Genomic DNA, 25,538 nt, shown 5'->3' with positions numbered 1-25,538 from the left:
CCTTTTTTGTGGGACAAGACAGGGGCGCGTTTTCAGCGTGTTCCCTTTTTTATCTACTGCAGTTCAATGGTGTTAAGGAGACAGAGGAAGCCATGTCCCGAAAGATGTTCAACATTGCCGTCGCGGGTGCCACAGGTGCGGTTGGGAATGAGATGATTCGCGGCCTTGAATCCCGGAATTTTCCTGTTAAAAATCTGAAGCTGCTTGCGTCAAAGCGTTCTGTGGGCCGTACGTTGAAGTTTCAGGGGGAGGATATTGCCGTTGAGGAGTTGACAGCGGAGGCCTTCAAAGGAGTGGATATCGCCCTTTTTTCCGCAGGCGGGGGGCCCAGCCTGGAGTTTGCTCCCAAAGCGGCGGCTGCGGGTTGCGTGGTGGTGGATAATTCCAGTGCCTGGCGTATGGATCCGGAGGTTCCCCTGGTGGTGCCTGAGGCCAATGCCCACGCCATTGCGGGGTACGTGAAAAAGGGCATCATTGCCAATCCCAACTGCTCCACCATACAGATGCTGGTGGCCCTTACACCCATTCATCGGAAATACGGGATCCGCCGTATCGTGGTTTCCACATACCAGGCCGTATCCGGAACAGGGAAAAAGGCCATTGATGAACTGTTGGATCAGACTCGGGCTATGCTTCATTTCATGGATGTACCCCGTAAGGTCTATCCCCATCGCATTGCCTTTAACTGTCTTCCCCAGATTGATGTTTTTCTTGAAAATGGGTATACCAAAGAAGAAATGAAGATGGTGAATGAAACCCGCAAAATCCTTGAAGATTCATCCATAGGGGTGACGGCCACAACGGTCCGGGTTCCGGTGTTTTATTCCCATTCCGAAGCGGTGAATGTGGAAACCCGGGAGGCCTTCTCCATGGAAGACATTCGCTCCCTTCTGGCCTCGGCGCCGGGGCTGCGGGTGGTGGATGACCCTGCCTCCCAGCGCTATCCCATGCCCATGGATGCCGCAGGTCAGGATGATACACTGGTGGGGCGCATCCGTAAGGATGAATCCATTGAAAACGGTCTCAATCTGTGGATTGTTGCGGACAATATCCGCAAAGGCGCTGCGACCAACGCCATCCAGATTGCAGAGCTGCTGGCTGAAAAATATCTGTGAGCCCTGACTGGCCCGGCCCGGAGAATCTGAAAGCCTCTGATCCGATTTTGAAAATGACGGAAAAAGATCTGTCCGGGCAAGGAGAAAGTGGGCCCTGGGTTTTTCCGACGTCCTGTCCCCCCCCCCTTTTTTTGGGAGGTATGAGATGGGCCCTGTTTTGGGGTAACAGGGAAGGGTAGCAGAGAAAGAAATTCATGAGAGGATGGAGCCTTTCACCACTGGATGTGGTGAAGAGCTTCATCTTCTTTACTTTATGCCGATCCTGTAAAAATATTTTGTCCTTGCTTACAAAAAAGTTTTTACAAGGGTACAATCTTCCAGAACAAAGAAAACAGGAGTTTTTCCATTGGAACGCATTCCCATCACCAAGGAAGGCTACGAGCGTCTGAAAAAAGAGCTTGAGCAACTGAAAAGCGTGGACAGGCCCAAAACCATTGAGGCTATTGAAGTGGCGCGCGCCCATGGCGATCTTTCCGAGAATGCCGAATATGATGCCGCCAAAGAGCGGCAGTCTTTCATTGAAGGCCGGATCTCGGAACTCAGCTACAAGCTCGCCAATGCGGATATCATTGATCCGACCAAACTGTCCAAGGATAAGGTTGTTTTTGGCTGCCGCATCCGCCTGGAGAATGTGGATTCCGGAGATGAGGTGACTTATCAGCTGGTGGGGCCTGATGAGTCCGACATCGGTAAAGGGAAAATTTCCGTTTCATCTCCTTTGGGAAGGGCCATTCTCGGCAAGATTCCTGGTGATGAGGTGGTGGTGGATGCCCCTGGCGGAAAACGTTGCTACGAACTGGTGCAGATCCTGTAGACCATAGGAAAAGGAGACCGATATGGCACGTGTAACCATTGAAGATTGTCTGACCAAGGTGGAAAACCGTTTTCAGCTTGTCCATATGGCGGCCAAAAGAGTGCGTCAGCTCCGGGAAGGATCGGAGTACCTTGTGCAGAGGGCGAAAAATGAAGACGTGGTTATGGCTCTGCGCGAGATTGCCGCAGGCCGGGTGGTGTGTGCGGAGACCAAAGGCCGGAAAAAGGGTGAGAACTGAGCTTGCTGGAAAAGAATAAAAATTATGGCAAGATTTCAAAGGCTGTGGGTGAGGCCGCTTTCCGGTATCAGATGTTTGAGCCAGGAGAGCGGATTGCCGTGGGGCTTTCCGGTGGGAAGGACAGTCTGACCCTGCTGCGGGTGCTGCGGGATCGGCAGCGGATCTCTGCCATTCCCTACAGTCTGCATCCCATTTATGTGGATCCGGGTTTTGATGGCGGTTTTCATGAAGCCCTTGGAACATGGTGCCGCAGTCTGGGGCTGGACCTTACCGTAGAGCAGACTTCCCATGGCCCTCTGGCCCACAGCGCGGAGAACCGGAAAAAAAGTCCCTGTTTTCTCTGCGCCCTGATGAGGCGCAAGCGACTTTTTCGTCTTTCCGAAGACCTGGGCTGCAAAACCCTGGCCCTGGGGCATACCAAAGACGATATCATTGAGACCCTTTTCATTAACATGTGCTATGCCGGGAAAATCGGAACCATGGTTCCCCGGCAGGACCTGTTCAAAGGTCGTTTTCATATCATCCGGCCCTTAAGCCTTGTGGATGAGCAGAGAATTATCAAGCTCACCCGGGATTTTCCGGATGTGTTTCCTGTGTTCACCAATCCCTGTCCTTCCGCAGGCCGCACCCGGCGTAGTGAAGTCAAGGGATTCTTACAGACCCTCTATCGCCAGGATCGGAAGATCAAAAGTAATATTTTCAGATCCATGGGAAATGTGCGCATGGACTACATGCTGGCGCAGGCTGTGGAGGGAGGGGAAAGGACCCCGTATGCGGGGCAGGATCCGGAATGAAAGACGTACAGCGTCAGCGTGATGAGCGCAATCTGCCCATCGAAAAGGTTGGCATCAAAAACCTGCGTTATCCCATCAGCGTCTTGGATCGGGACAAGGGTCGGCAGCAGACCGTTGCCGATATTTCCATGTATGTGGACCTGCCCCATGACGCCAAAGGTACCCACATGAGCCGTTTTGTGGAAATGCTGCACCTTTTCCGTGAAGAGGTGTCTCTGCGGTCCTTTTCCAGCATCCTGCAGGAAATGCGGACCTTACTGGAGGCGGAACGGGCCCATATTGATGTCACCTTTCCCTATTTTGTGGAAAAAAAAGCGCCGGTGAGCGGTGAGCCCGGACTCATGGATTATACCTGCACCATTTCCGGGGCCATTTGTGCGGAAGGCCGCACCGATCTCATCTCCACGGTGCGGGTGCCCATTATGTCCGTTTGTCCCTGTTCCCTTGAGATCAGCGAGATTGGCGCTCATACTCAGAGGGGTATGGTGACGGTATCCGTGCGTTTCAGGAAATTTTTCTGGATTGAAGGTCTCATTCAGCGCATTGAAGCCTGTGCATCCAGTGATGTGTATTCGGTTTTAAAGCGCGTGGATGAAAAAGCGGTGACGGAACAGGCTTTCCGCAATCCCAAATTTGTGGAAGATATTGTGCGGGATGTAGCCTTGACACTGGGGGAGGATGCCAATATCACCTGGTTTTCCGTAAGTGCGGAGAATTTTGAATCCATCCATAACCACAGCGCTTTTGCTCAGATATCCAGCGCCTTGCCCTGATCCTGATCCTTAGAGGGATAAACTGTGAAATCCATGGAAACATCCGGCGCAAGCCGGATTTTTTTTCGGGAAACCCGAATCCTGCTGCGCCTGGCTATCCCTGTGTGGATAGGCCAGCTGGCCTTTACTGCGGCAGGTTTTGCCGATACCCTCATGTCTGGCCGGGTGAGCGCTGTGGACCTTGCTGGCGTTGCCATGGGAACCGGTATCTGGGTACCTGTTTATTTTGGTATGAACGGTTTGCTGCTGGCCGTCAGTCCTATGGTGGCTCAGCTTTTCGGGGCAGGCCACAAGGAAAAGATTGCGGATGTGGTACACCATGGGCTCCTTCTGGCCCTGGTGACGGGCCTGGGGCTGGGCCTTTTATTGCAGGGCATGGCGCCGCTTCTGGATTTCATGGCGGCACCGGAAGCGGTGATTTCGGTGGTGCTTTTGTATCTTAAGGGCTTTGGCCTGGGCCTTCCCGCCATGGCGGCCTATCTGGTGCTGAAGAGCTTTTCCGAGGCCATGGGGGATACCCGTCCTCAGATGGTGATTTCTCTCATGGGCCTTGTCTGGAATGTTGTTTTGAATTTTGTATTCATCTACGGAGGTTTTGGCGTTCCCGCCCTGGGTGGGGCGGGATGCGGGTGGGCTACGGGTCTGACCTTCTGGTCCATGCTGGTGTGCATGGCCCTGTACCTGGGCCACAGCCGACGGTACAAAGCCCTGAACTGGGTAAGGCTTCCCCGTTTTCGGTACCAGCAGATGATGGATCTGCTGCGCCTGGGGGGGCCCATCGGCCTGACGCTTTTCATGGAAGCCAGCATCTTCGGATGCATCACCCTGTTCATCGGCAGTCTGGGAGCCATTGCCGTGGCGGGGCATCAGGTGGCCATGAATTATTCGGCTTTGGTCTACAGTATCCCTTTAAGTCTTTCCACCGCGATCACGGTCCGTGTGGGTCAGGCTGTGGGGCGGCGGGAAAGTCAGGCCGCCATGCAAACGGCCTGGTCAGGTATGGGGCTTTCCCTGGGGATTGCCGCTCTGACCCTGACCCTGACCCTTGCTTTCCGACACGGGATTGTGGCCTTGTACACGCCCGATGCCGTGGTGCGGAGCCTGGCTGCGGGGCTGTTGGTTTTCGGGGCCCTGTATCAGCTTTCCGATGCCGTCATGACCACATCCCTGGGTGCTTTACGAGGATTCAAGGACACAGCGGTTCCCATGCGTCTCACCTTTGTGGCCTACTGGGGAATTGCCATGCCCCTGGGTTATACCCTGGGCATGACGGATGTTTTTTTCCCTGCCATGGGGCCTGCGGGATTCTGGATCAGCCTCATCACAGGCCTGACCCTGGCGGCCTTGTTTCTGCTTCTGCGGCTGCTCAGGGTCGGGCGGAGCGGTAAGGGAGGCCAGAATCAGGGCAGGGTGGCCAGCTTGCGGTAGTCAATGGCATTGGCGTAGTTTACAAGATCCTCCCGTGCAACCCGGTTGCCCTCAATGGTGACAAGGAAGCGTTTGGCAACGGCGATGTTGATATCGCCGGATTGGTTCTGGGCGTCGTATTTGACGACGGCCTGCTGACCCTTGATGCGTTCCAGCTTTCCTCCGTCACTGCCCATGAACATGGGGTTGGTCATCATGGCCATCATACCCTGAAGAACGGGGGAGTCCGCAGCAATTTTCACTTCAATTCTCGGTGCATCATAGGCTTCTTCGTCAGCTGCCCTGCGGCTATAGGTGGCGTTGGCACCGATGCCACCCCCGAATATGGAGCTGCTGACCGCCTGGGACTCCAGATTTTCCCGGATCCAGCCCGCCGGGGGCTGGGGCAGGAAGGCCTCCAGGGCACCGGCTTTTTTCTGGGAAATCAGCTGGCTTGCATAATTGAGACTGGAGATGGCTTCTGAATGATTGCCTTCTTTGTAGAGCTCCATGGCTTCTTTGATGCTTTCGAGCACATCATCCGCCAGAGCCAGGGCGGGGGAAATGAAAAGCAGTGCAAGGCATACCCATACCATACGCAAAAATCCTGTTTTCTGCATGATCTTCTCCTCGACATTGGGGGAAATCCATGGCCGGTCTTTGGCGACGCGGCGGTTTAAAAAGGGGAATCCCTTTTGAAATACGCCACAATGGGACTTTTGGCAATGGGCATCTGGCGAGTGGGTATTCGGATGGGCAAGGCGGTTCAGGTCTGGGGCTGCTCCCAGGGCAGATCAAAGAAAAGGGCCAGTTGTTCAAAGACCTGGGGCCAGGTTTTTTTCAGCAGTCCGGGGCATTCAAAAAAGTATTCGCAGCATACGGAAAAAAATTCTGCGGGCGATTCTGCGGCATAGGCCGCAATGGGGAGAGGGGCGTCCGTCTGCATGCGGCGGTTCATGTCCCGCCAGGCAGCGCGAAAGGCCCGGCTCCATGCCTGGGCGTCCATGGAACGGGGCAGGGGGGGGAAGCCGTTGGCTTCTCCGTTTTCCATGTCCAGAATGTGGGCGATTTCATGGATGACCACATTGTACCCGCTTCCCTGTCCTGAGGCATGCACATCCTCCCAGGAGAGCACCACAGGCCCGTTTTTCCAGGCTTCACCAGAGAGAATTTCCCTGCGTTGGTGTACCAAACCGGCTTCGTCGGTTTCCTGCCTTATGGGGATGAATTCCGCAGGATACAGAATGAGGGAAGTGATGGGATCGAGCCGCGAGAGGCCGAGGCGGATCACGGGAAGACAGGCCAGGGTGGCCACATAGGCCCGCATGAACTCGTCCACTTCAAGGCCGTGAATGCCCTCAAAATTTTTTTCATGGCAGAAAAGGGAGGCGAGATCACGGAGCCTCAGGGCGGAATCCGGGTCCATGGTATCCAGGATGGGAAGGTCGGTGCGCACCCGTTCCCATAGATCCCGATCCATTCGGACCTTGTCCAGCACACGGTTTCTCCGCCAATCCCGAAACTTTGCCCACATGGTGTCTGTATTTCCTCTGCATCCTGGTTTCTGGCATTTTGCCCGATGATCTTCCGGGGCCTCATGGGGCCTGGATCCGGTTTTGGACATGAAATGGAGAGAAGATCAGGGCAATGGCTGGGTTTTCCAGCGATCATGGAGCCAGAGCCATTGTTCGGGATAGCGCCGGACCATCGTTTCAACGGCCGCATTATACCTCTGGGTATTGATGCGCAGGTCTTCTTCCTGATTCCCGGTACGGATCAGGGGAATTTCAGGGTAGAAGATCATCTTGTAACGTTCTCCCTCCCTGGCGATGAGGGCAGGTACCACCGCAGCCTCCGTGGCCATGGATAAGAGGGCCGGGCCTTTGGATGCACAGGCTTCCCTGCCCATGAAATGGATGAATACCCCATTGCCTAAGTTGGCATTCTGATCGATGAAGATGGCGATGCTTTCTCCCTGTGCCAGTTTTTTGTGTATTTTTTCAACGGAATTGCGCAACGGAATCATGTTGGCCCCAAGGCGCGTCCGGGCACGAAGAAAGAAGGCGTCTAAGGGTTTGAAGTCCATGGTTCTGTAAATGGTGTTGTTGGAAATCCGGATTCTTTCGAGGCAGGCGGGCAGGATTTCCCAGGTACCGATATGGCCTGTGATGAGGATGACGCCCTTTTTTTTCCTGTAGGCGCTGCTGAGGTTTTCAAGGCCTTCGGGGTCCAGATACTGGTAAATATTCCGGGCATCCAGATGCAGTCCCCAGCCGATTTCAAAAAACATCCGCCCCCAGTGCTGAAATATATGCAGCACCATGGCCCTTATTTCATGCGCCGATTTTTCCGGAAAGATCATGGAAAGATTTTTATGGGCCAGGGCTCTGTGCCTTTTATCAAGGTTATGCCAGATGCGGCCAATGGCGTCGGCCAGGCCGAAACGCCAGGACCGGGGCAGAGCCCCCAGGGTCCACATGAAGGCATAAATCAGCTTGTAGATGCATTTTTCACGAAAATTCATATGGGTTTGATCCTTCTTTTGGAAACTCCGGTTTGGATTCAGGGCTTCCTGTTTCCGGCGAGGAAGGGAGACGTTCTTCCCCAGCGTCCCTTCGGGTTCAGGGAAAGGCTTTAGCACAAGGTTGCGCAGGATTCATGATTTTTTTGTCGCCTGAGAAAAGATTAGGCCCTTTCCCAGGTCCTGTTTGGCAGACAAGGGTGTGTATCCCTTGTCTCTGGAAATCCTTTTTCCATGTTTTCAGGAAGAAAGACGGGCAACGATGACAAGGGGCCCTTCCAGGAAGTTGCGTTGGGCAAGGGCTTTTTCCAGCTCTGGCCTTGTTTTCACTTCAAGGGCCGGGACCCCGAGATTTTCCGCAAGCCCCACCCATCCGATTCCCGGATTGCTGAGCCGGGTGAGGCTCGCGGCCAGAGGCCCCGGAGTCTGGATGCCTGCGCGGGCCATTTCAATATCGAGGATATTGTAACCGCCGTTTTCGCAGAGAAGGGTGGTGATGGGAAGGTTTTCTCTGGCCTGGGTCCAGAGAGCCTGGAGGGTGTAAAGAGCACTGCCGTCGGCCTGAAGACCGATGACGGGCCGATCCGGGCAGGCCATGGCGGCTCCGATGGCACAGGGCAGGCCAAAGCCGATGGCGCCGCCTGTGATGGAAAGGCTTGTATGTGGGGCTGAACCCGCAGCATAGAAATTGTAGAAGAATCCGGAGCTGATGCCCTCATCCACCACAATGGCATTTTCAGGCTGCATGGCGGCAAGTGTAAACCCCAGAGAAACCATATCGAGTTTTTCCCCTGAAGGCCTTTCCTGGAGGGGAAAGGTCGGGTTCGGCCCGTCTTCGGGTGAGGCGTTGAGGTGTTCTCTGAGTTTTTCCAGGTACAGGGCAGCATCCTCGTCGGGTCTGGCAAGGACAAAGGAAGCCTGATCCTGCCTGAGAATCTGTCCCGGAATACCCGCATAGCCAAAAAAGGCCACAGGTGCTGGCATACCTGCGAGGAGGATAAAATCGAAATTTTTGAGCCTTTCCAGAGCGGCTTCGGGGAAGTAGGGAATGCGCTCGGCAGTCGGAAGGCCCTTTCCCCGCTCCAGACGGGCGGGAAAGGTTTCCATGAAAAGGGCTGCGCCGGTTTTCCCGCAGATGGCGGATGCGGCTTCAAGGCCGCAGGGGCTTAAGGCTTTTCCACCGAGAAGAAGGGCGGGTCTGTGGGCTTTTTTCAAGCGCAGGGCAGCGGTTTCCAGAAGTTCGGGCCTAGGCGCAGACTGGGGCAGGGAAGGGAGTGGGAAGAGGGCCTCCTGCATTGCCATGGCCTGGAGATCATGGGGCAGCACGAGGCTTGCAATGCGACCGGACATGGCGGCCCCCCAGGCAGCCCGCAGATCCTGGTTGAGGTTTTCCGGTGCGGCCACATACCGCACCCAGCCGGGGAGAGATTCGGCTAAACGTTCAATGGGCATGGTGAGAGGGGCGTTGGCTCCCCTGTGCCAGGTGGCATGATCGCCGATGAGGTTGATGATGGGACTTCTGGCCCGTCTGGCGTTGTGGAGGTTGGCGATGCCATTGGCAAAGCCTGGGCCTAAGTGAAGGAGGGTGAGACCGGGTTTCCCGGACATGCGGGCAAAACCATCGGCCGCACCCGTGGCAACGCCTTCGAAGAGGCAGAGTACAGGGCGCATTCCACTTTTTTTGTCAAAGGCTTCCACAAGGGGCATTTCCGTGGTGCCGGGGTTGGCGTAACAAACCGTTACGCCTGCTTTTGAAAAGCTTTGCAGCAGATATTCCGAAGCGTTCATGAAAAATCCCCCGTTTTTTAGACTGCGTCATTCTGGGTTTCGGGCTTGGGATCTGTGTTTGCTTGTGAGCCGTTCAGGTACAGGGCATGGGAGCCATGCAGATGCGATCCCGGCCTTCTGCCTTTGCCTGATAGAGAGCCTTGTCTGCGGCCTGGAGAAGCTCTTCCGCAGAAACCCCGAGGCAGGAGCAGGCCATGCCGATACTGCATGTCACCGTAAAGCTTTCCCCTTTGGCCTGAAAGGGGATGCTTTTCAGGTTCAGGCGGATTTCGTCCATCAGGGCGGCCGCTTTTTCAGGGCCGCAGCCCGGCAGCACGACCATGAATTCTTCTCCTCCGTAGCGGCCGATGCTGTCACTGCGTCGCAACCTGCGGGTTAAGAGATGGGCCAGGGCCTTGATGACTCGATCCCCAACACTGTGGCCCCAGGTGTCGTTGACCCTTTTAAAATGATCCAGATCCAGCATGATGACGCAGAGGGAGGAGCCATCCCGGTTAGAGCGGCTCATCTCCACCTCCAGGGCCTCCTTGATGCGGATGTGTTTTAAAAGGCCTGTAAGGCTGTCTTTGGCCATGAGCTCGGAAAGCCTGCGGGCCCTGGACACATGGGCGGAAACCGTGGCCGCAAGATAGGCATTGTCCACAGGTTTGGTAATGAAATCATCTCCTCCGCTTTCCAGCGCCCGGATCTGGGCGTTCATGTCCTTTTCTCCGGAAAGATAAAGGATGGGAATGCCCACCCACTCTTCCTCCATGCGGATGATGTTGGCAAGTTCCGGGCCGGAGCAGCCCTCCATGTGCACATCCATGAGAAGGATCTCCGGCCTTACGGTGGAAAGCCTGTCCAGCACCTTTTCCGGCTGGGATTCCGTATGGACTTCCATACCGGAAGCTTCCAGGACAAGGCGGAAGTGCTCAGCCAGCAGAAGATCGTCATCCACAATGAGCACCCGGTAGGGGCTGGCTTCTTCTTTGCGGATGATCTGTTCCAGACAATCCACGATCTTGGGCACATCCAGAGGGCGGGTGAAAAAGCCCCTGGCTCCGGCCCGTGCTGCCGCAAGGCGCAGGGAGAAATCCGAACTGTCCGAGATGGCGATGAGGGGAGGCCTGCCTTGAAAAAGGGAGCGGATTTCCTCCCCGTCCCTGCCCTCATTCCCTTCCATGGCAAGGAGGACGGCGGCGGGTTCTTTTTCAGAAGTTTCTTCCCGTTCAGGGAAGAGGCTCTGCATGTATCTGGGGATATAGCCGAAATTTCTTAAGGAAAGGCCCAGCTCCTTTGCAGCGCGGGCATTGGCATCCAGAATGAGGACATGGGGGTCGGGATTGCTTGCGCTGGCGGGAAGGGGCGGGAGATTGTTCATGGCGGGGTCTGAAGTTTCCTCCTGCGGGATGATGGGGTGAATATCCTGGATGGTGAGGGATCGGATGGCGCTGAGAAGTTCCCCTGCAGGCGGGGTACACTGGGCGGAATGCAGCATGCGATCCCGTATTCCCTTCACCTGAATTTCAAGGATTTTGGCTTTTTTCCCCAGCTCCGGCATACCGAAAATCCCAGCCCCTCCTGCAATTTTATGCAGGCCGTGGATCAGCTGTTCCAGAATAACCAACGCTTTCGGATTGAAGGGAAGGCTTGCCGCGAGTTCTTCCAGCTCCTTCAGCTGAATGACAAGCCTTTCCCTGTATCCCTGACGCAGGGTTTCCATTTCCCTGGCAAAAAGGGCCTGTTCCTCACTGTTCATGGCAGCGTTCCCAGATGGTGCGGAGTTCCTGGGCAAGGGTCATGGGGTCAAAGGGCTTGGCGATGACCCCCATCGCTCCAAGGGTTTTGTAGTGGGCCACTTCGTGGGTCTGTACCTTGGCTGTCATGAAAACCGCAGGCACATCCCTCAGGCTTTCCTGTTCCCGCAGGCGGGAAAGGGTGGAAGGTCCGTCCATGCCGGGCATCATGACATCAAGGAGAATGAGCTGGGGCCTGAAGGCCGCCATGCCGTCCAGGGCCTCCTGACCCGAGGAGAACAGGGTTACGGTAAAACCGCCCACCAGCTCCAGGGCCAGACGGGCCACTTCCTGAATGTCCGGTTCATCCTCCACATAGGCAATGCGCTGCAAAACCGTCATACCGGGGTCTCCGTTCTTTTTTTCTCAAGGGGAAGGGAGACGTAAAAAGTGGCTCCCATCCCTTCCGTGGATTCAAATCCGATTTCGCCCCCCAAATGTGCCACAATCTCCCGGCTGATGGCAAGGCCAAGACCTGTTCCGCCCTTGTGTCTTTCATCGGAGGCATCGGCCTGGGAGAATTTTTCAAAGATTTTAGACCGGAAATGCTCCGGAATTCCCGGCCCCTCATCCTTTACGGAGACCCGCACCCGCTCTTCCCTTTCGATCTCAACAAAGACTTCAACCTTCCCGCCCTGGGGAGAAAACTTGGCCGCATTGGAAAGGAAGTTGGCCAGCACCTGCTGGAGCCTTAGGCTATCGATACGAACTTGAATATCCTCCTTCGCCCCACGCAGTACAAAGGAAACCCCGTGCTTTTCCCCATAGCTCTGGTTGTCTTCCAGGGACTTTCGCACAAGGGGCAGCAGGGGCTGGGTCTGGATGTCAAAGTGCATTTCCCCTGCAATGAGTTTTTCCATGTCAAGAAGATCGTTGATGAGCAGGGTGAGTTTCGTTGTGTTGTTAAGGGCAATGCTCAGGAGGCGTTGTACAGGCTCCGCCATGGGACCCAAAGCTCCGCCTGTGACGAGACCTAAGGCTCCCCGGATGGAGGTGAGCGGGGTCCGGAGTTCATGGCTCACCGTGGAGACAAAGGCATCTTTCATGCTTTCCATGCGTTTTCTTTCCGTGATGTCCCGCAGAATCCCGATGAAGAAAAGAGCGTTTTTTCTCTCCAGAACGGATACGGCAAGCTCTAAGGGAAAGATCTCTCCGTTTTTTCGTTTTCCCGAAACCTCACGGCCAATGCCGATGACCTTTGGAATCCGGGTGTTCCGGTACCGGGCGAGGTAGCTGTCGTGTTCGCTGTGGTAGGGTTCGGGCATGAGCATTTTAATGTTGTGGTGGACCACCTCATTGGCTTCGTATCCGAAGATTTTTGTGGCCGCCTTGTTGAAGGAGGCCACGTTGCCGAAACTGTCGATGGTGATGATGGCATCCAGAGCATTGTCCAGGATGGCCTGGGTGTGCCGGGCGTTTTCCCGTAAGGTCTCTTCGGCATTTTTTCTTTCGTGGATCTCATGGGTAAGATCCTGCATGTTGCGGCGTAAGGCCGTGTCCATGTGGAGAAAGGCCAGGGCCAGTTCCCGGATTTCGCGGGGGGCTTTTTTCAGGCTGAAGGGTTCAGGCTCCTTTCCTTCCGCAAGATGGCCTGCGGCTTCATTGAGCTTCAGAATGGGGCGGGAGATTTTTTCCGTAAGGGTCAGGGTGAACAGGAGAGTTACAAAGAAAATGATGCAGACGAAAAAGAAGGTGGTCTGACGGGCTTTTTCGATTTCTTCCATGAAATCCTTTTCCGGAAGCACCACACAGATGAGCCAGTCAATGCCAAAGGCATCCTTTAAGGGAGTAAAGGAGAGGTAGACCCTCTCCCCATCATGGGTGAAATCCAGATACAGGCCCTTTTCCGGAATGTTCCGGAATCCTTCCGTCCTGTCACCAACAAAGCGGGTAATGGCCCGGGTCAGGGGGCAGGGGCTGTGGATGGCAGTCACCCTCTGGGGCACCTTGTTTTCATCATAAAAGATATCCTTTTCATGGTGGGATGAGGCGATCATGCGTCCGGAGCGTTCCATGATAAAGGCATGGCCGTTTTTTCCGATGTGAAGATTTTTGAGAAAGGCCTGGATGTGGGAGAGAAAAAGATCCACGGCCACAACGCCTAAAAACTGGTCCTCATGGGCCCAGACCGGCCTGCTGGCGGAAATGGCCATCAGTTCCGTTTTAAAAAGAAAATAGATGTCGCTCCATGTGGCTTTGCCCGTATTTTCGGCCTTGGTGTACCAGGGCCGTGTGCGACTGTCGAATCCGGGCAGGCGGAGCAGGATATCTCCCCGTTTCCTGTCTTCTGCCATGGCAAACTTGGTGAAGGGACCTGCCTGAAAATGGTCTGTGGCAATGATATACTTGTCGTCTCCCTCATGCTCTCTGCCGCTGTTGGCAAGGCCCCCTTGTGTATTGCCGAAATAGATGCTGCTTACTTCGGGAAATTCCTGAACCTGACTGGCAAAATGCCTTTCCAGTATCCTCTGGTTTTCCGGAGGCAGGAGCCCGTCCATGAGAAGGGAGGCATTGGTCGCGTTGATGCGCTGGGGCAGGGAGAGAAAATGCCGCAGATGGGTGGAAATCCGTGTGGAGACTTCCGTCTGGAGCTGTTTTGCGGCCTTTTCAACGGATGCGCTGGCCCCGAAATGATAAATGGGCCATGCCCCCCCAATGGCAAGGCCCGTGAGCAGCAGCAGGGGGACAAGAAGGATTACACGCAGGGAAAAGCCTTCAGCTTTCATGGGAAGACTCCGGATTTTTCAGGATGGCTTTCAGGGTTTCGAGAATGTCTGTATTGCTGACCTTACCCTTGGTCAGGACAGCCTCCACGGCCTGGGACTGGCTGCGTCCCGGCTCAGAAGAGGAGAGCAGCACCACGGGCGGAGCGGGCTTAAGGGTTTTCAGGAGGGGAAGCAGCTCCCATCCGGAACCATCGGGCAGGGCAATGTCCAGGATGATAAGGGTGTAGGACTGCTGGGCCAGTTTTTCCCTGGCTTTGGCAAGGCTTGGAGCCAGATCAAAGACGGCCAGATCCTCGCCGATGGTGGCAAGGATCTGGGCAAGATCCGGGTCGTCTTCCACATGGAGGATACGGGGTTTGATTCCCTTCTGCTGCCGGATGGCCTTTTCCACAATTTTCAGAAGCTTTTCCGGATCAAAGGGCTTTTCCAGCCAGTCGATGGTGTTGAAGGCCCCGCGCAGCACAAGGCGGCCTTCTTTCACGGAAGCAGATATGCCCACAATGGGGATGGCGCGGGTTTCAGGGTCGGAGCGCAGGTGACGGATCAGATCCAGACCTTTGCCGTCGGGAAGGAGAAGATCCTGAATGAGGGCTGCATACGATCCCTTTTTCAGTTCTTCTCTGATTTCTGTGTGATCCGCAACCCGCAGGACGGTATAGCCCGATCTTTCCAGGAGATCCTGAAGCAGGAGGGCCACCTCCCTGTCCTCTTCGGCCACAAGGAGGCGGGGTTTTTCCATGCGGCTTTTTTCCTGGAGGTTCTGGAAGATTTCTTCTGCCACATCGGGGAAAGGCGCAGGGGGAGGGAAAAGGGTTTCCGGAGGCAGACAGTCCATGGGTATTTTTTCTGCCTTCAGAAGCGGCAGATCCAGATAGAAGATGCTGCCCTTTCCCTTTTCCGATGCAAAGTCGATGCAGCCCTTCATGGTTTCCACAAGAGCTTTGGTGATGGCAAGGCCAAGGCCCGTACCTTCCCTGCTGCGTCTGTCCGTGGCATCCAGCTGGCTGAATTTTTGAAAAATTCTGGATCGGAACTCTTCCGGAATGCCTTCTCCCCGGTCTTCAACGGCAAGGCGCACCCTGAGACTGTCCTGATGACTGATCCGGATCAGCACCTCTTCCCCTTCAGGCGAGAATTTGATGGCATTGGAGAGAAGGTTGGCCAGTACCTGAAGAAGACGCTGGGGATCCACATGGACAAAAATGGGGTTCGGGGGGCTTTCCAGCCTCAGGCGGATACCAAATTTTTCCGCATAGGCCGCATTCTCTTCAAGGGATTTTTTCACAAGGAGGAGAAGATCCACTTCCGAAAAATCAAAACGCAGTTTGCCGGCACTCAGTTTTTCCATATCCAGCAGATCATTGATGAGCATGGAAAGGCGGCGGCAGTTGCTGTGGGCAATTTTAAGAATGCCTTCGGCCTTTTCGGGAAGTTTTCCCAGAGCCCCTCCCATGAGGAGGCCCAAGGCCCCGCTGATGGCGGTGAGGGGGGTGCGCAGCTCATGGCTGACCGTGGAAACAAACTCGTTTTTCATTTCAAGGGCCTGTTTCTGCTCCGTGATGTCCCGGACATTGGCCATGATGCAGGTCTGATCCCCCTTGCGTACCCGTGTGGCGCTGATCATCACATGGACTTTGCGGCTTTCGGGGTGGAGGATGCTGTATTCCACGGGGCGGGTATCCGGAAGGGAGGAGACCCTTTCAAAGCGCTGTTGCAGGTTCTCTCTATCCGTATCGAGAAGGCCGAGTACGGACTGGCCTGCAAGGGAGATCTGCGGAACCCCGAGAATTTCCGAAAGCCTTGGGTTGGATTCCAGAATATGGAAGGTTTCCGGATCAAGAAGGGCAATGCCGTCGGAAGACTGGAGAAACTGGCTTTTGAGAAAATCCCGTTCTTCCTTCAGTTCCTGGGCTTTTTCTTCCCTGAGAGCGTGGAGGCGGTTGAAGGCAAGGCAGAGTTTTCCCACCTCATCCATGCGGACAAGGGGAAGGGGCTGGGCGGGCATCCGGCCTTCGGCCATGGCGTTGATGGTGTCCGCCGCTTTTCTGAGGGGAAGGAGTTCTTTCCGGAGATACAGAAGAATAAGGAGGGAGATCAGCACCATGGTGGATGCGATCAGAAGGGAAATTTTAAAAATCAGGGAGGCTCCCTTTCCCATGAGCCCTTCTGCGGGCAGCGTATGGATCACCTGCCAGCCCATTTTGTCGAGGGGGGCTGTGGCATAAAGGAGGGATTCTCCCGTGTGTTCCCGGATCTTTCCGCCAGAAGCACCGGAAAGAACGGCATCGAGAACGGCGGAACTGCCCTTTCCGGGCAGAGGCTTCATGGCCATGGAATAATCTGAGGCTGTGACCACAAGACCCAGTTCTGCATCAATAATCAGGGTTTTTCCCCTCTGTTCGAAGGTCTCCTCACTGATTTCCTTGAAAAGGTTGTCTTTCGCAAGGAGGGTGTTGCCAAAGAGAAAGCCGATCACCTCGCCGGAGGCGGAAAGGATGGGCACGGTGATGGTGCTTAAGGGGGTTTTTGTGACTTTTCCCATGTAGGGTCGTGTGAAGATGCTTTTTTTATTTGCCCTGGCTTCCTGCACATGGGGCCTGTCATTGTAGCCCGTTCCGATGCGGCCTTGTACAAAGATGGTTTCTGCGATGGCAACGGCGTTCTGATCGGCCACCACGATGCCACCGGTAAAATATTCGAGAAGGCGCACACGGGTGGAAAGAAGCTTTTCAATGTCCGCTGCGGCAAGGAGTTTCTCCCCGTCATGGATATGGCGGCAAAAGCCTTCCAGGGTGCTGGCCCTGGCTCCCAGCTCATTTTCCATGCGTTTCACCACCATGTCCACCCGTTCTTTCTGCTGCTGCACAAGGCTTTTTTCCAGTTCGTCCAGCAGAATCCTTGCCGTGAGAAGGGTCAGCAGCACCATGGCGGCAAAAAGGTTGCCCGCTGTCATGAAGAGGATTCTTTGGGTAAGGCTTGGGGCGGGGGGATGAACAGGGGGCATGGGTACTCCTCCAAGGCGGAAATGGGGAAAGAGCGGCCCTTTATAAAAAGGCCGCTCTTCTGATATGAAAAGCGGCCGCTTCTGGCGCAAAGGCCAAGGAAGAAGCCGCATTTTTTTAATGTAAGGAAGACTATCAGACCCGGAATCTTCCCACAAGTTCCGCCATTGTGGCTCCCAGTCTGGCCAGCTCATCGGAATTGGCCGTGACTTCGCGGCCTTCTTTTTTAAGGTTTTCGGTTTTGCTGTTTACCTCTGCAATGTCCGAGGAAATTTCCGAGGCTACCATGGAAATCTGGCTGACATTGGCGTTCACTTCCTGGGTGCCTGCGGATGCCTGGGAGATGTTTCCTGCAATTTCACGGGTGGCCACGCTCTGTTCTTCCACGGCCGTGGCGATGGTGGCGTTGATGTCGGAAATTTCCCCGATCACCCGCACCACTTCGGCAATGGCATTGATGGTTTCTGCCGTAAGATTCTGAACGCCCTCTATGCGCTGTCGAATTTCCTGGGTGGCTGTGCTGGTCTGACGGGAAAGCTCCTTGATTTCCCCTGCCACCACGGCAAAACCCTTGCCCGCCTCACCGGCCCTTGCGGCCTCAATGGTGGCATTTAAGGCCAGGAGGTTGGTCTGTTCGGAAATTTCCGTAATGGTTTCCGTGACTGTGGAGATTTCGCGGGCGGCTTTTTCCAGGGCCTGCATGCGCTCCGATGCGGTTTTACCCGTATGTACCGCTTTTTCGGAAATGCTCCTCGCTTTTTCCGAATTGATGGCGATCTCGGTAATGGTGGAGGTCATTTCTTCTGTGGCCGTGGCCACCATGTTGATGTTCGTGCTGGCTTCCTCCATGGCCGCCGCTACGGCCTGAACACTGGTATTCATTTCATGGGCTGCGCTTGCCACCCTGCCTGCATTGCGGGCTGTGCCGCTGGTTTCTTCGGCCATGCGCGCGGCAATGGTCTGAAGGCCGCCTGAGGCCTGACTGAGGATTTTCGCGTTGCCCTGAATCTTTCCGATCATGGCCTGGAGTTTTTCCATGAAGGTATTGAACCGGAGGCCCAGCAGGGCGATTTCATCCTTACCGTTCACCGGCAGGCGTCTGGTCAGATCCCCCTCGCCTTCGGAAATATCCTTGAGATTGGCTGCCACATTCTGTATGGGGCGGACGATCATACGTTCTGCAATGAGATAGACCACGGCAAAGAGCAGGACAATGGATAAGCCACCAATGCCCATGCTGACATTGCGAAGCTGCCTGGAGCCTTCCAGCACCTTATCCATGGAAATGGCCACGGCAAGGCTCCAGGGCGCGTCGGTGCGTCCGATGTGTACAGGGGCGTATACGGTGAAACTGTGCCCACCCAGCAGGGCGGATCTGCCATATTCCGTGATGCTTCGTCCTTCACTCACCGCCCGGATGACGTCTTCTCCGATACCAAAGTCCCGCATATGGGCACCGATGGCCTTTGCCATGGGGTGGGCCACGCCGATACCGCCGTTGGAGAGGAGATAACCGTAGCTGTACTCCTTTCCAAAGGGCGTGACCTGGGCGATGATGCTGGCCATGCGTTCCATGGAGTAATCAACGCCTGCAACACCCACGGTTCTGCCGTTTACTTTGATGGGGACACAGCCTGAGACCAGCATGGTTCTTTTGCCTGCGATTTCATATTCCGTGGGTGGGGTGATGAACTCCTTGCCGCTGCGGTAGGGCCTCCAGTACCATTCGCCGTCCGGATCATTTTCTCCGTAAGAGCCTGTGATATCCAGCTCCGGAACGCCGCTGCTGCGGTGCCAGTAGGGCATGAACTGGCCTGCTTCACTGCTTCCGGGACTGCTGATAAAGTCTTTATCCAGGCCGTCAAAGGCATTCGGATGCCACACAGCCCAGGCTCCCCAGTAGTTGGGATTTTCCGTGAGTACTCCACGTATCAGGGAGATGGCCATGGCCCGTGAAGGTTTCTCCTCGGAAGCCAGAACAGAACCCAGCATCTGCGCCATGGTCCGGGCTGCATCCAGAGGTTCTTCCATCTGGGCGCGGACCTCTCCACCGTGACGGTGAGCGGCTTCTGCGGCAAGGGTCTGGGCGTTGTTCTGTAACTGGGTTGCCGCCATCTGGCCGATGCTCCATATGGTGATGGCAAAGGCGAGAAAGGCCACACTGCACACGGCAAGGAGCATTTTGGTTTTAAGACGCATTTGGGAAAACATGGGAACCTCACAGAAAAATGAAGTTAAAGGTAAATAAAAACAGGATTTTGGGGTCATAAAAAAAACTGGTTTCAGCAGGCGCTGGTTTGACCTCCCTGGCACAGGGTGTTGTTTCTTAGGATGCTTTGGAATGCGGATGGTGGTTCAGGTTAAATTTTTTTTATCCCTTGTCCCGGTACCCGGCGGGTGTGGGAGAAGTTTTCTCTTGGGGAGGGAAGAGCGGCCTTGTGGTGTGCGCCTGCCTTTTTTGGGCATGCATGCTTGACAATACCGAATCGGCTTGCAAGTGTAAAAAGAAAAATTCTGCGGAGTTGCAGAATCTGTCCTTCAAAAGTCACATGTTCAGCGAAGATGAGGAAAGGAAGAATATATGGGGGGATTTACCTGGCTGCACGCCAATCTCACGGTTTTTGATCTGGAAAAAAGCCTTGCCTTTTATCAGGAGGCCCTGGAGCTTTCCGTGGTGCGCACCTATAGCCCGGAAGATGGAAGTTTCCGGCTGGTGTATCTCGGAGACGGAAAAACGCCCTTTCAGCTGGAGCTGACCTGGCTTCGGGATCGGGACAAACCCTACAACCTGGGAGACAATGAAATTCATCTGGCCCTTTCCGTGAAGGACTACGAAGCTGCACTGGAGCGGCACCGGAAAATGGGCTGCGTGGTCTATGAGAACACGGAAATGGGCATTTATTTCATTGCCGATCCGGACGGCTACTGGATCGAGATTCTGCCGGAAAATCACAGCCTCTGAGGCTTTAAGGTTATTTCCTGAAAGAAAAATACCCCATGGCGGCCTCTTTTTCTGGGAAAGGGCAGGGAGGTGGGATTAAATTCAGATTATACCCAATCCTGGAAATGTCCTGAAGCCTTTCTGATCCAGATCGAAGTTTTACCCTGAAGCGGGCCTCTGGTCCGCTTCTTTTCTTTCCGGATCTTAGGGAGATGAAAATTGCCAATATACCGCATTGAAATTTGATTCTTCATTTCAGACGAGAGACCGTGGATTTCACGGGCGGTATATCCGTATTTTTCAACTCCCTTAGTCCGTTCCCCCTGAGCCTGTCGAAGGGTGAGTCGGAAAAAAGACAAAGGTCATCCTTTTTGCTTTTTCGTCACGGTTCGACAGGCTCACCGCGAACGGTGTGGGGGGAGACAAGGGGCTGATCCATCCCTTAGTATGCGGGTTTTCTGCCTGAACGCTGGAAATGCGCGTACAGGGTATCAAGAACCCTGCTTCCGGCTTCAATCCGTTTTTCATCCATATCCGTCTCAAGGCATATGCCATTCAGCAAGGCAAGAATCCCTGGGGATTCGGGCCGTGAAGGAGCGTCACCGTCAAGATCCATGTCATGTATGATCTCACCGAGTACGGCAAGGGCTGCATCTGAATCGAGATGAAAGCGCTTCAGCAATACCTCAAAAGTACACATGGGGCCTTCATGGGTGAAGTCCCCTTCAACCATATCAAAGAGGACATCCTTTCCGGTTTTGCTCCGGGCATCAAAACGAAACGCTGCTTCCGGATCGATGAAGCGCTTGATAAGCCATGCCGAGGCAATGCGATCGACATGGACACCGGAGCGTGTCACCCATGTTCTCCCCCTGTAGTCCTTGGGAGAAAGGATTTTTTCTTCCGGTCTGATCTTCCGGGTCCCAGCCGCAAGCCAGCCCTCAAAGGCGGCAAGCATACCTTCTATGGTGCCCCTTCCCGGAGTGCCGAAGTAGTCGATGCGGAGAATGTTTTCATAGCGGGTTTTCAGTTCCTGATTCCATTCCTTCACACTGTCTGTGGACAGGGTTTCCGCAGGAGCACTGAGACTTTTGATGGCAGCCTGAAACTCAGCTGCAAGATTTCTGTAGTCGGCTTCCCGGGCTTCGACAAAGAGCTTGCGGATGTCTGTATCGGAATATTCCCCCCCGTCAATGCCGTCGAACATGGCCCGACAGACGTAGGCTTTGCCTCCTCCCTGAACAATTTCCCTTGCAAGCCAGATCAGGTTCTCCCGCTGAGGTTCGGCATCGGGCAGGATATACACGGAATTTTTGAGGGCAACAGCCCCGAGAGCCGCCAGTCTGCGCGAAACTTTTGCACGCAGGTAAGGCGGTTTGGGCGGAATGTTGTGGATGCACAGCAGCCAGGGCTGGGCAGGGGGGATCCCGGAACTGCCGTTTTGCATGTTATGCCTTCCTCGTTTTCAGGCATTCCCTGGGAATGCTGAAAATTTATTTTTTGGGGGAAGTCTGTGCTGGCAGAGCCTCACTTCGGAACCAACACAAGAAGGCGGTCCGGGGGCAACCCGGCCCGCCTGAATCTCTTACCCACCGAAATAGCTGAGGCAGTCTTTCATATTCGCCACATGGCTGTCAATCTGCTTGCCGAAGCGGCATTTCAGGTCATCCACCAGATGATAGACATATTCCTGAGCCCCTTCCTCACCATATTTTTCCCGGAACATGGCAGCGTTGATGAGCACCCTGGAAAAATCATGACGCTCATATTTGGTCTCCGGACTGTCAATCCATTCGTGGACCTCGCGGTACTCTTTGCCGGTTCGGGCCAGGCTTGCGGCAATGTGTTCGTTCAGTTCAGGCATTTTTTTCTCCTTAGTTCAGGGGGGGTAGGATTGTTTCTTCATTGAAGAACCGGGAACAGATCCTTTTGTATTGCAGTTGCAATTTATCACGATACAAAGATATGTCAATTGACATTTTTGTGGCGCAGGTATATCACAATTGCGACTGCGGCTTTTTCAGGTCTGCAAAAACAGGACTCTCCACGGTACGAGGTTTCAATGAATGCATCGTTTATGACCGCACTGTTTTCCGTTGGTTTTATGGCCAGATTTTCCTATGCACTGGCACGCAATCCGGTTCTTCCGCTTTTTGCCCTCTATCTTGGAGCAGGGCCGGAGGCCATTGGTCTTGCCGTTGGTATTTCAACTGTGACAGGCATCCTTTTCAAAATGCCTGCCGGAGCGCTTTCAGATATCATTGGCCGCAGAAAGACCATGCTGGTCGGCTTGTGTTTCTTTGCCCTCATCCCCTTCGCATACTTTTTCATTTCAAGTTATGCCATGCTGGTGGTGGTCCGCTTTCTCCACGGCTTTGCCACGGCCATTTATGGCCCTGTGGCCATGGCTGTGGTTGCGGATATGGCAGGAGCCAAAAAGGGGGAGATGCTTTCCTGGTTTTCATCCGTCACCATCATGGGAACCCTTGCCGGAGCCCCGATCGGTGGCCTGCTCCTGTCGCTCATGGGAGGTGCGCATGGGGCATCGGATACCACCTTCCATGTGATTTACGGTATTGTGGCAGCCACAGGGGTTCTGGCGTTGCTGCTTGGCATGGGCTTTCTTTTTAAGGATGAAAAGCCCAGAGATCAGAGTGCGGAGCCATGGTTCAGGAAGTTCATTTCAGGTATCCGGGAGGTGGCCGGGGATCGCAGGGTTATTGCGGCCTCAGGCATGGAAGGGGTGCAGAACATGGCCATGGGGGCTCTGGAGGCATTTCTTCCCATTTATGCCGTTACGGTGGCAGGGCTTTCCGCATTTGAAGCAGGCCTGCTCTGGGCAGGACAGATGATCACGACCATGCTGGCCAAACCTCTTATGGGACGTTTTTCCGATGGGCACGGGCGAAACGGGGTTATTGTTGCAGGCATGTTGTGCTGCGCCGCACCCTTTGCCCTCATTCCCACCCTGACCGGCTTCTGGTCATTGCTGGCAGCCTGTCTTATTTTCGGTCTGGGAGAGGCCCTGGTCACATCTTCATCCGCTGCTCTGGTGGCGGATCTGTGCAGAGAAAAGCATTACGGGACAGCCATGGGCGTATTCGGAACCCTGTACGATGTGGGGCATGCCTCAGGCCCCATCCTCAGTGGCATTCTTGTGGGCATGCTGGGATACGGCTGGGCCTTTGGCATCATGGCGGCTGTGCTTGTGCTGGTCATTCCCTTCTTCCTTGGGGTGATGGGAGGAAGGGAGGCTGTGGCATAGGCGTTTTTTGGGATGATATGCTTCAGTTTTTCAGGATGAGGTGTTTTTTTAGGGGCAGGCAAGGACAACGTGGGTGTCCTATGGTTGGTCAGCATATCAACAGCATGGCAGGGGATCATGCAGACCTCAATGATGTTCTTAAGGCAGCAGCCCGGACACCATAGAGCCTTCCCGTTGTAGTTGTTTTTTTCAGGAACAAAAAAGCGGGAGACGCTTTCCCTCCTGGGAAGCCCTCCCGCACTTCAGACCCTTGATGCATGGCAGAGGCCACATCACCTTCTCCGGCAGTAAGATCCCTTAGTCTCTTGCTGCTTTTTCAATAAATACCCCGGTTGAGGCCGTCCCGTATGGCAGAAATGATTTTGCTGCCCCGGATGGTAGCGCCGGAAAATCCATCCACATCCGCCACCATTTTTTCCGGAGTGTAGAGATCCAGAACAGCACTGAGGGGCTTTCCTTCCAGATAAGCCAGCACCATCCCATGCTGATGCAGAACGGGCCAGCCTGCATCGCCCTCTTTCGTGCGCCCGTAGTCCGTGCCCTTGTACTGCAGGTGCCTGAAGGAAAGCTTTGTCAGCAGTCCGTCTTTCAGATGAAACTCAATGCTGATCTGCTGTTCCCCGCCATCACCATACACGCCCCTGTACCGGCCATCGGGATGGATCTGCAGGGCAGGGTCCACCGCCCTTTTGGATGTGCATCCCACGCCAAGCATGGCTGCCAGCATCAGAACCATGGCTGAAATCAGGTATTTTTTCATGTTTTCCCCTTTTTTTGCTCCACATTCTTATTGGTATCTGCACTCTTATCCGCCTCCGTATTTTTATCCGACGATGGAAGGGAGAGTAAAAGTTTTTGATCTGGCTAACACTTTTCAAAAATAAAAATCAAGGCTTTTTTGTAAAGATTGGCTTGTGCGGGGCGTGGGAGGAAGGTGAGGGATAAGGTATTTGGGGCTCGTGGGGTGGAAAAATGGGAGGAAAAAACTTGCCTTAATGGGTGGGCTGGACTATGAAAATCGGATCGTTTTTCAGACGTTTTTTGGAAACTGCTTTTGGGTGGGGATTTTTGCAGGGGCTGGGAATCAGGCTTAGATGGTTTTCTGCACAGCAGGATACCTTGGGGATTATACGGTTAGGAAAGTGTTTTTTTGTGACCGTGTTTTGTCGGGGGTTTTGTTAAAAAATGGTGGTTATACGGAACCACACAATAAATATGTTATGTTTCTTGAGGTCATGTGCAAAAACGAATTTTCAAAAGACAAGGAGGCAAAATGACAATGCAATCAATACTGGAAGAAACCAAAATATTTCTGAAACATCTGGGGTTGAACGAAGAGCCTTTTGGCGTTTATTATGCTGACACCAAACCGGAAAAATCCTATGGCCCTAAACCAGGCGTCTCTATCTCACGGGAATTGGAGGATCAAAGGCAGATAGACATGCAGGAAGTGTTTAAAACCTTCTCTTGCGTCATGGGTAATATTTGGCTTGCCAGGAAAAAAAATGCTGCTGCCTATATCTCCTCTAAAGAATATGGATGCCCCGGAGGGGTTTTTTATTGCTCCATGATGAAACCCAACCTCAGGTTTATAGAACATTATGTGACCACAGGCTTTGAAGGGACGCCCATTCATGGTGAGCGATACCTGCCATCGCCTGAATCAATGAGAAAATTTCTTGATACGGTTGATCCGCCCAAGGCGCAGGGAAAATATTGTATTTTTAAGCCATTATCTTTATTTATGGACGGAGAGGAACCTGAATTTATCATCTTTTTTGCCCGACCGGAAGTGTTAACAGGTCTTTTCGTACAGACAACATTCACCACAGGAGAAGTGGACAGTGTAGCTTCTCCTTTTGGCGCAGGATGCACCAATATCCTTGCCTGGCCGCTCTATTATAAAGCAAAAGGCATGGAAAAAGCAGTACTCGGCGGTTTTGACCCTTCGGCAAGAAAATACATGAAAGCTGATGAGTTGACTTTTACAATCAGCTTGTCTTTGTATCAAAAAATGTTGAAAGCACTGCCTGAATCAATGTTCAATGTTGGAGAAAATTGGACGACAGTTCGAAAAAAAATTGACCGTAGCAAAAAGGCCTGGGGTGAGAATGATTAACCTTTCTTGAAATTAGAATGTTTTAATCTTCCCATATATGATGATGGAAGTTACGATGCGGAACGCCACATAACAATCACATCCACTCGGACAGCAAAAAGCGGTGCGGCTTCCGCTGCGCTCCAGCCACCTCACTTTTTGCTGCCGGTGATGTGAGGCGTTATGCTCTCAGTAATTTACATTAGGCTGCTTGGGCTCATCACTTCAGATTGAAGTCAAAAGGAATATAGATGACAACATCTACACCTATCAGATGG

At 54.0% G+C, this 25,538-nt stretch carries 20 protein-coding genes and 1 pseudogene; 9 read left to right on the top strand and 12 right to left on the bottom strand.

What is annotated here, in order from left to right:
• Positions 1–92 precede the first annotated feature (92 nt).
• The 6 genes and pseudogenes from RBR60_RS08760 to RBR60_RS08735 all read left to right on the top strand — a co-directional run bounded on the left by RBR60_RS08760 (position 93) and on the right by RBR60_RS08735 (position 5,162).
• The gene (locus RBR60_RS08760) at positions 93–1,115 is read left to right on the top strand and encodes an aspartate-semialdehyde dehydrogenase (protein WP_320355811.1); all 1,023 of its coding nucleotides are present in this window, start codon (positions 93–95) and stop codon (positions 1,113–1,115) included.
• A 346-nt stretch (positions 1,116–1,461) separates the two neighbouring features.
• On the top strand, positions 1,462–1,929 hold the full coding sequence (gene greA, locus RBR60_RS08755; RefSeq protein ID WP_320355809.1) for a transcription elongation factor GreA: 468 nt from the start codon (positions 1,462–1,464) through the stop codon (positions 1,927–1,929).
• A 22-nt stretch (positions 1,930–1,951) separates the two neighbouring features.
• Positions 1,952–2,125 (top strand): annotated as a pseudogene (gene rpoZ, locus RBR60_RS08750) (DNA-directed RNA polymerase subunit omega); the annotation flags it as partial.
• 44 nt (positions 2,126–2,169) lie between these two features.
• Positions 2,170–2,961, top strand: coding sequence for an ATP-binding protein (locus RBR60_RS08745; RefSeq protein ID WP_320355805.1), 792 nt, complete (start codon positions 2,170–2,172; stop codon positions 2,959–2,961).
• Positions 2,958–3,734: a GTP cyclohydrolase FolE2 gene (gene folE2 / locus RBR60_RS08740; protein ID WP_320355802.1), complete on the top strand. Its 777-nt coding sequence runs from the start codon at positions 2,958–2,960 to the stop codon at positions 3,732–3,734. The genes RBR60_RS08745 and folE2 overlap by 4 nt, the downstream gene beginning before the upstream one ends.
• A 33-nt stretch (positions 3,735–3,767) precedes the next feature.
• Positions 3,768–5,162 (top strand): MATE family efflux transporter, encoded by a 1,395-nt coding sequence (locus RBR60_RS08735; RefSeq protein ID WP_320355885.1) that lies wholly within the window; start codon positions 3,768–3,770, stop codon positions 5,160–5,162.
• Here RBR60_RS08735 and RBR60_RS08730 read toward each other — a convergent pair.
• The 9 genes from RBR60_RS08730 to RBR60_RS08690 form a co-directional block, all read right to left on the bottom strand.
• The gene (locus RBR60_RS08730; RefSeq protein ID WP_320355800.1) at positions 5,135–5,761 is read right to left on the bottom strand and encodes a hypothetical protein; all 627 of its coding nucleotides are present in this window, start codon (positions 5,759–5,761) and stop codon (positions 5,135–5,137) included. The two genes, RBR60_RS08735 and RBR60_RS08730, sit on opposite strands and share 28 nt — an antisense overlap.
• A 146-nt stretch (positions 5,762–5,907) precedes the next feature.
• Positions 5,908–6,675: a M90 family metallopeptidase gene (locus tag RBR60_RS08725; protein ID WP_320355798.1), complete on the bottom strand. Its 768-nt coding sequence runs from the start codon at positions 6,673–6,675 to the stop codon at positions 5,908–5,910.
• A gap of 105 nt (positions 6,676–6,780) precedes the next feature.
• Positions 6,781–7,665, bottom strand: coding sequence for a lysophospholipid acyltransferase family protein (locus tag RBR60_RS08720; RefSeq protein WP_413815457.1), 885 nt, complete (start codon positions 7,663–7,665; stop codon positions 6,781–6,783).
• 237 nt (positions 7,666–7,902) lie between these two features.
• Positions 7,903–9,450, bottom strand: coding sequence for an acetolactate synthase large subunit (locus RBR60_RS08715; RefSeq protein ID WP_320355794.1), 1,548 nt, complete (start codon positions 9,448–9,450; stop codon positions 7,903–7,905).
• 73 nt (positions 9,451–9,523) lie between these two features.
• On the bottom strand, positions 9,524–11,191 hold the full coding sequence (locus RBR60_RS08710) for a diguanylate cyclase (protein WP_320355792.1): 1,668 nt from the start codon (positions 11,189–11,191) through the stop codon (positions 9,524–9,526).
• A complete protein-coding gene (locus tag RBR60_RS08705) occupies positions 11,181–11,570 on the bottom strand; it encodes a response regulator (RefSeq protein ID WP_320355789.1) in 390 nt (129 codons plus the stop codon). The genes RBR60_RS08710 and RBR60_RS08705 overlap by 11 nt, the downstream gene beginning before the upstream one ends.
• Entirely contained in the window at positions 11,567–13,954 is a 2,388-nt protein-coding gene (locus tag RBR60_RS08700; RefSeq protein ID WP_320355787.1) for an ATP-binding protein, read from the bottom strand. Before RBR60_RS08700 ends, RBR60_RS08705 begins: the two co-directional genes overlap by 4 nt.
• Complete coding sequence (locus RBR60_RS08695; protein ID WP_320355785.1) at positions 13,944–16,958, bottom strand: ATP-binding protein; 3,015 nt, start codon at positions 16,956–16,958, stop codon at positions 13,944–13,946. Before RBR60_RS08695 ends, RBR60_RS08700 begins: the two co-directional genes overlap by 11 nt.
• Positions 16,959–17,091: 133 nt before the next feature.
• Positions 17,092–19,167 (bottom strand): methyl-accepting chemotaxis protein, encoded by a 2,076-nt coding sequence (locus RBR60_RS08690; RefSeq protein WP_320355783.1) that lies wholly within the window; start codon positions 19,165–19,167, stop codon positions 17,092–17,094.
• Between the two features lie 370 nt (positions 19,168–19,537).
• Between RBR60_RS08690 and RBR60_RS08685 the strand changes: the two genes are divergently transcribed.
• Entirely contained in the window at positions 19,538–19,918 is a 381-nt protein-coding gene (locus RBR60_RS08685; protein WP_320355781.1) for a VOC family protein, read from the top strand.
• A 421-nt stretch (positions 19,919–20,339) separates the two neighbouring features.
• On the opposite strand, the gene RBR60_RS08680 is transcribed toward RBR60_RS08685, so the two are convergent.
• Both RBR60_RS08680 and RBR60_RS08675 read right to left on the bottom strand, forming a co-directional pair.
• Positions 20,340–21,344 carry a chromate resistance protein ChrB domain-containing protein gene (locus RBR60_RS08680; protein ID WP_320355779.1) on the bottom strand — a complete coding sequence of 335 codons (1,005 nt, stop codon included), beginning with the start codon at positions 21,342–21,344 and terminating at the stop codon, positions 20,340–20,342.
• 138 nt (positions 21,345–21,482) lie between these two features.
• Positions 21,483–21,761, bottom strand: coding sequence for a hypothetical protein (locus RBR60_RS08675; RefSeq protein WP_139447204.1), 279 nt, complete (start codon positions 21,759–21,761; stop codon positions 21,483–21,485).
• Between the two features lie 213 nt (positions 21,762–21,974).
• Between RBR60_RS08675 and RBR60_RS08670 the strand changes: the two genes are divergently transcribed.
• Complete coding sequence (locus RBR60_RS08670; protein ID WP_320355774.1) at positions 21,975–23,162, top strand: MFS transporter; 1,188 nt, start codon at positions 21,975–21,977, stop codon at positions 23,160–23,162.
• 316 nt (positions 23,163–23,478) lie between these two features.
• Here RBR60_RS08670 and RBR60_RS08665 read toward each other — a convergent pair whose 3' ends face one another.
• A complete protein-coding gene (locus tag RBR60_RS08665; RefSeq protein WP_320355772.1) occupies positions 23,479–23,922 on the bottom strand; it encodes a hypothetical protein in 444 nt (147 codons plus the stop codon).
• 513 nt (positions 23,923–24,435) lie between these two features.
• On the opposite strand from RBR60_RS08665, the gene RBR60_RS08660 reads away from it, so the two are divergent.
• Positions 24,436–25,281 (top strand): DUF169 domain-containing protein, encoded by an 846-nt coding sequence (locus tag RBR60_RS08660; RefSeq protein WP_320355770.1) that lies wholly within the window; start codon positions 24,436–24,438, stop codon positions 25,279–25,281.
• The last annotated feature ends 257 nt before the right edge of the window (positions 25,282–25,538 follow it).

Origin of the sequence: Desulfobotulus sp. (assembly GCF_034006065.1) — a bacterium.
In the GTDB taxonomy this organism is placed as follows: domain Bacteria; phylum Desulfobacterota; class Desulfobacteria; order Desulfobacterales; family ASO4-4; genus Desulfobotulus.
The sequence above is the reverse complement of the archived record's forward strand: the minus strand, read 5'-3'. Positions and strand labels throughout refer to the sequence as shown.

Bases quoted from the DNA above. Each gene is read 5' to 3' on its own strand.
- RBR60_RS08685 (WP_320355781.1), top strand. From the start codon at position 19,538: ATGGGGGGATTTACCTGGCTGCACGCCAATCTCACGGTTTTTGATCTG.
- RBR60_RS08735 (WP_320355885.1), top strand. From the start codon at position 3,768: ATGGAAACATCCGGCGCAAGCCGGATTTTTTTTCGGGAAACCCGAATC.
- RBR60_RS08670 (WP_320355774.1), top strand. From the start codon at position 21,975: ATGACCGCACTGTTTTCCGTTGGTTTTATGGCCAGATTTTCCTATGCA.
- RBR60_RS08665 (WP_320355772.1), bottom strand. From the start codon at position 23,922: ATGAAAAAATACCTGATTTCAGCCATGGTTCTGATGCTGGCAGCCATG.
- RBR60_RS08720 (WP_413815457.1), bottom strand. From the start codon at position 7,665: ATGAATTTTCGTGAAAAATGCATCTACAAGCTGATTTATGCCTTCATG.
- RBR60_RS08725 (WP_320355798.1), bottom strand. From the start codon at position 6,675: ATGTGGGCAAAGTTTCGGGATTGGCGGAGAAACCGTGTGCTGGACAAG.
- folE2 (WP_320355802.1), top strand. From the start codon at position 2,958: ATGAAAGACGTACAGCGTCAGCGTGATGAGCGCAATCTGCCCATCGAA.
- RBR60_RS08695 (WP_320355785.1), bottom strand. From the start codon at position 16,958: ATGCCCCCTGTTCATCCCCCCGCCCCAAGCCTTACCCAAAGAATCCTC.
- RBR60_RS08710 (WP_320355792.1), bottom strand. From the start codon at position 11,191: ATGAACAGTGAGGAACAGGCCCTTTTTGCCAGGGAAATGGAAACCCTG.
- RBR60_RS08700 (WP_320355787.1), bottom strand. From the start codon at position 13,954: ATGAAAGCTGAAGGCTTTTCCCTGCGTGTAATCCTTCTTGTCCCCCTG.
- RBR60_RS08715 (WP_320355794.1), bottom strand. From the start codon at position 9,450: ATGAACGCTTCGGAATATCTGCTGCAAAGCTTTTCAAAAGCAGGCGTA.
- RBR60_RS08680 (WP_320355779.1), bottom strand. From the start codon at position 21,344: ATGCAAAACGGCAGTTCCGGGATCCCCCCTGCCCAGCCCTGGCTGCTG.
- RBR60_RS08730 (WP_320355800.1), bottom strand. From the start codon at position 5,761: ATGCAGAAAACAGGATTTTTGCGTATGGTATGGGTATGCCTTGCACTG.
- RBR60_RS08675 (WP_139447204.1), bottom strand. From the start codon at position 21,761: ATGCCTGAACTGAACGAACACATTGCCGCAAGCCTGGCCCGAACCGGC.
- RBR60_RS08760 (WP_320355811.1), top strand. From the start codon at position 93: ATGTCCCGAAAGATGTTCAACATTGCCGTCGCGGGTGCCACAGGTGCG.
- RBR60_RS08660 (WP_320355770.1), top strand. From the start codon at position 24,436: ATGACAATGCAATCAATACTGGAAGAAACCAAAATATTTCTGAAACAT.
- RBR60_RS08690 (WP_320355783.1), bottom strand. From the start codon at position 19,167: ATGTTTTCCCAAATGCGTCTTAAAACCAAAATGCTCCTTGCCGTGTGC.
- RBR60_RS08705 (WP_320355789.1), bottom strand. From the start codon at position 11,570: ATGACGGTTTTGCAGCGCATTGCCTATGTGGAGGATGAACCGGACATT.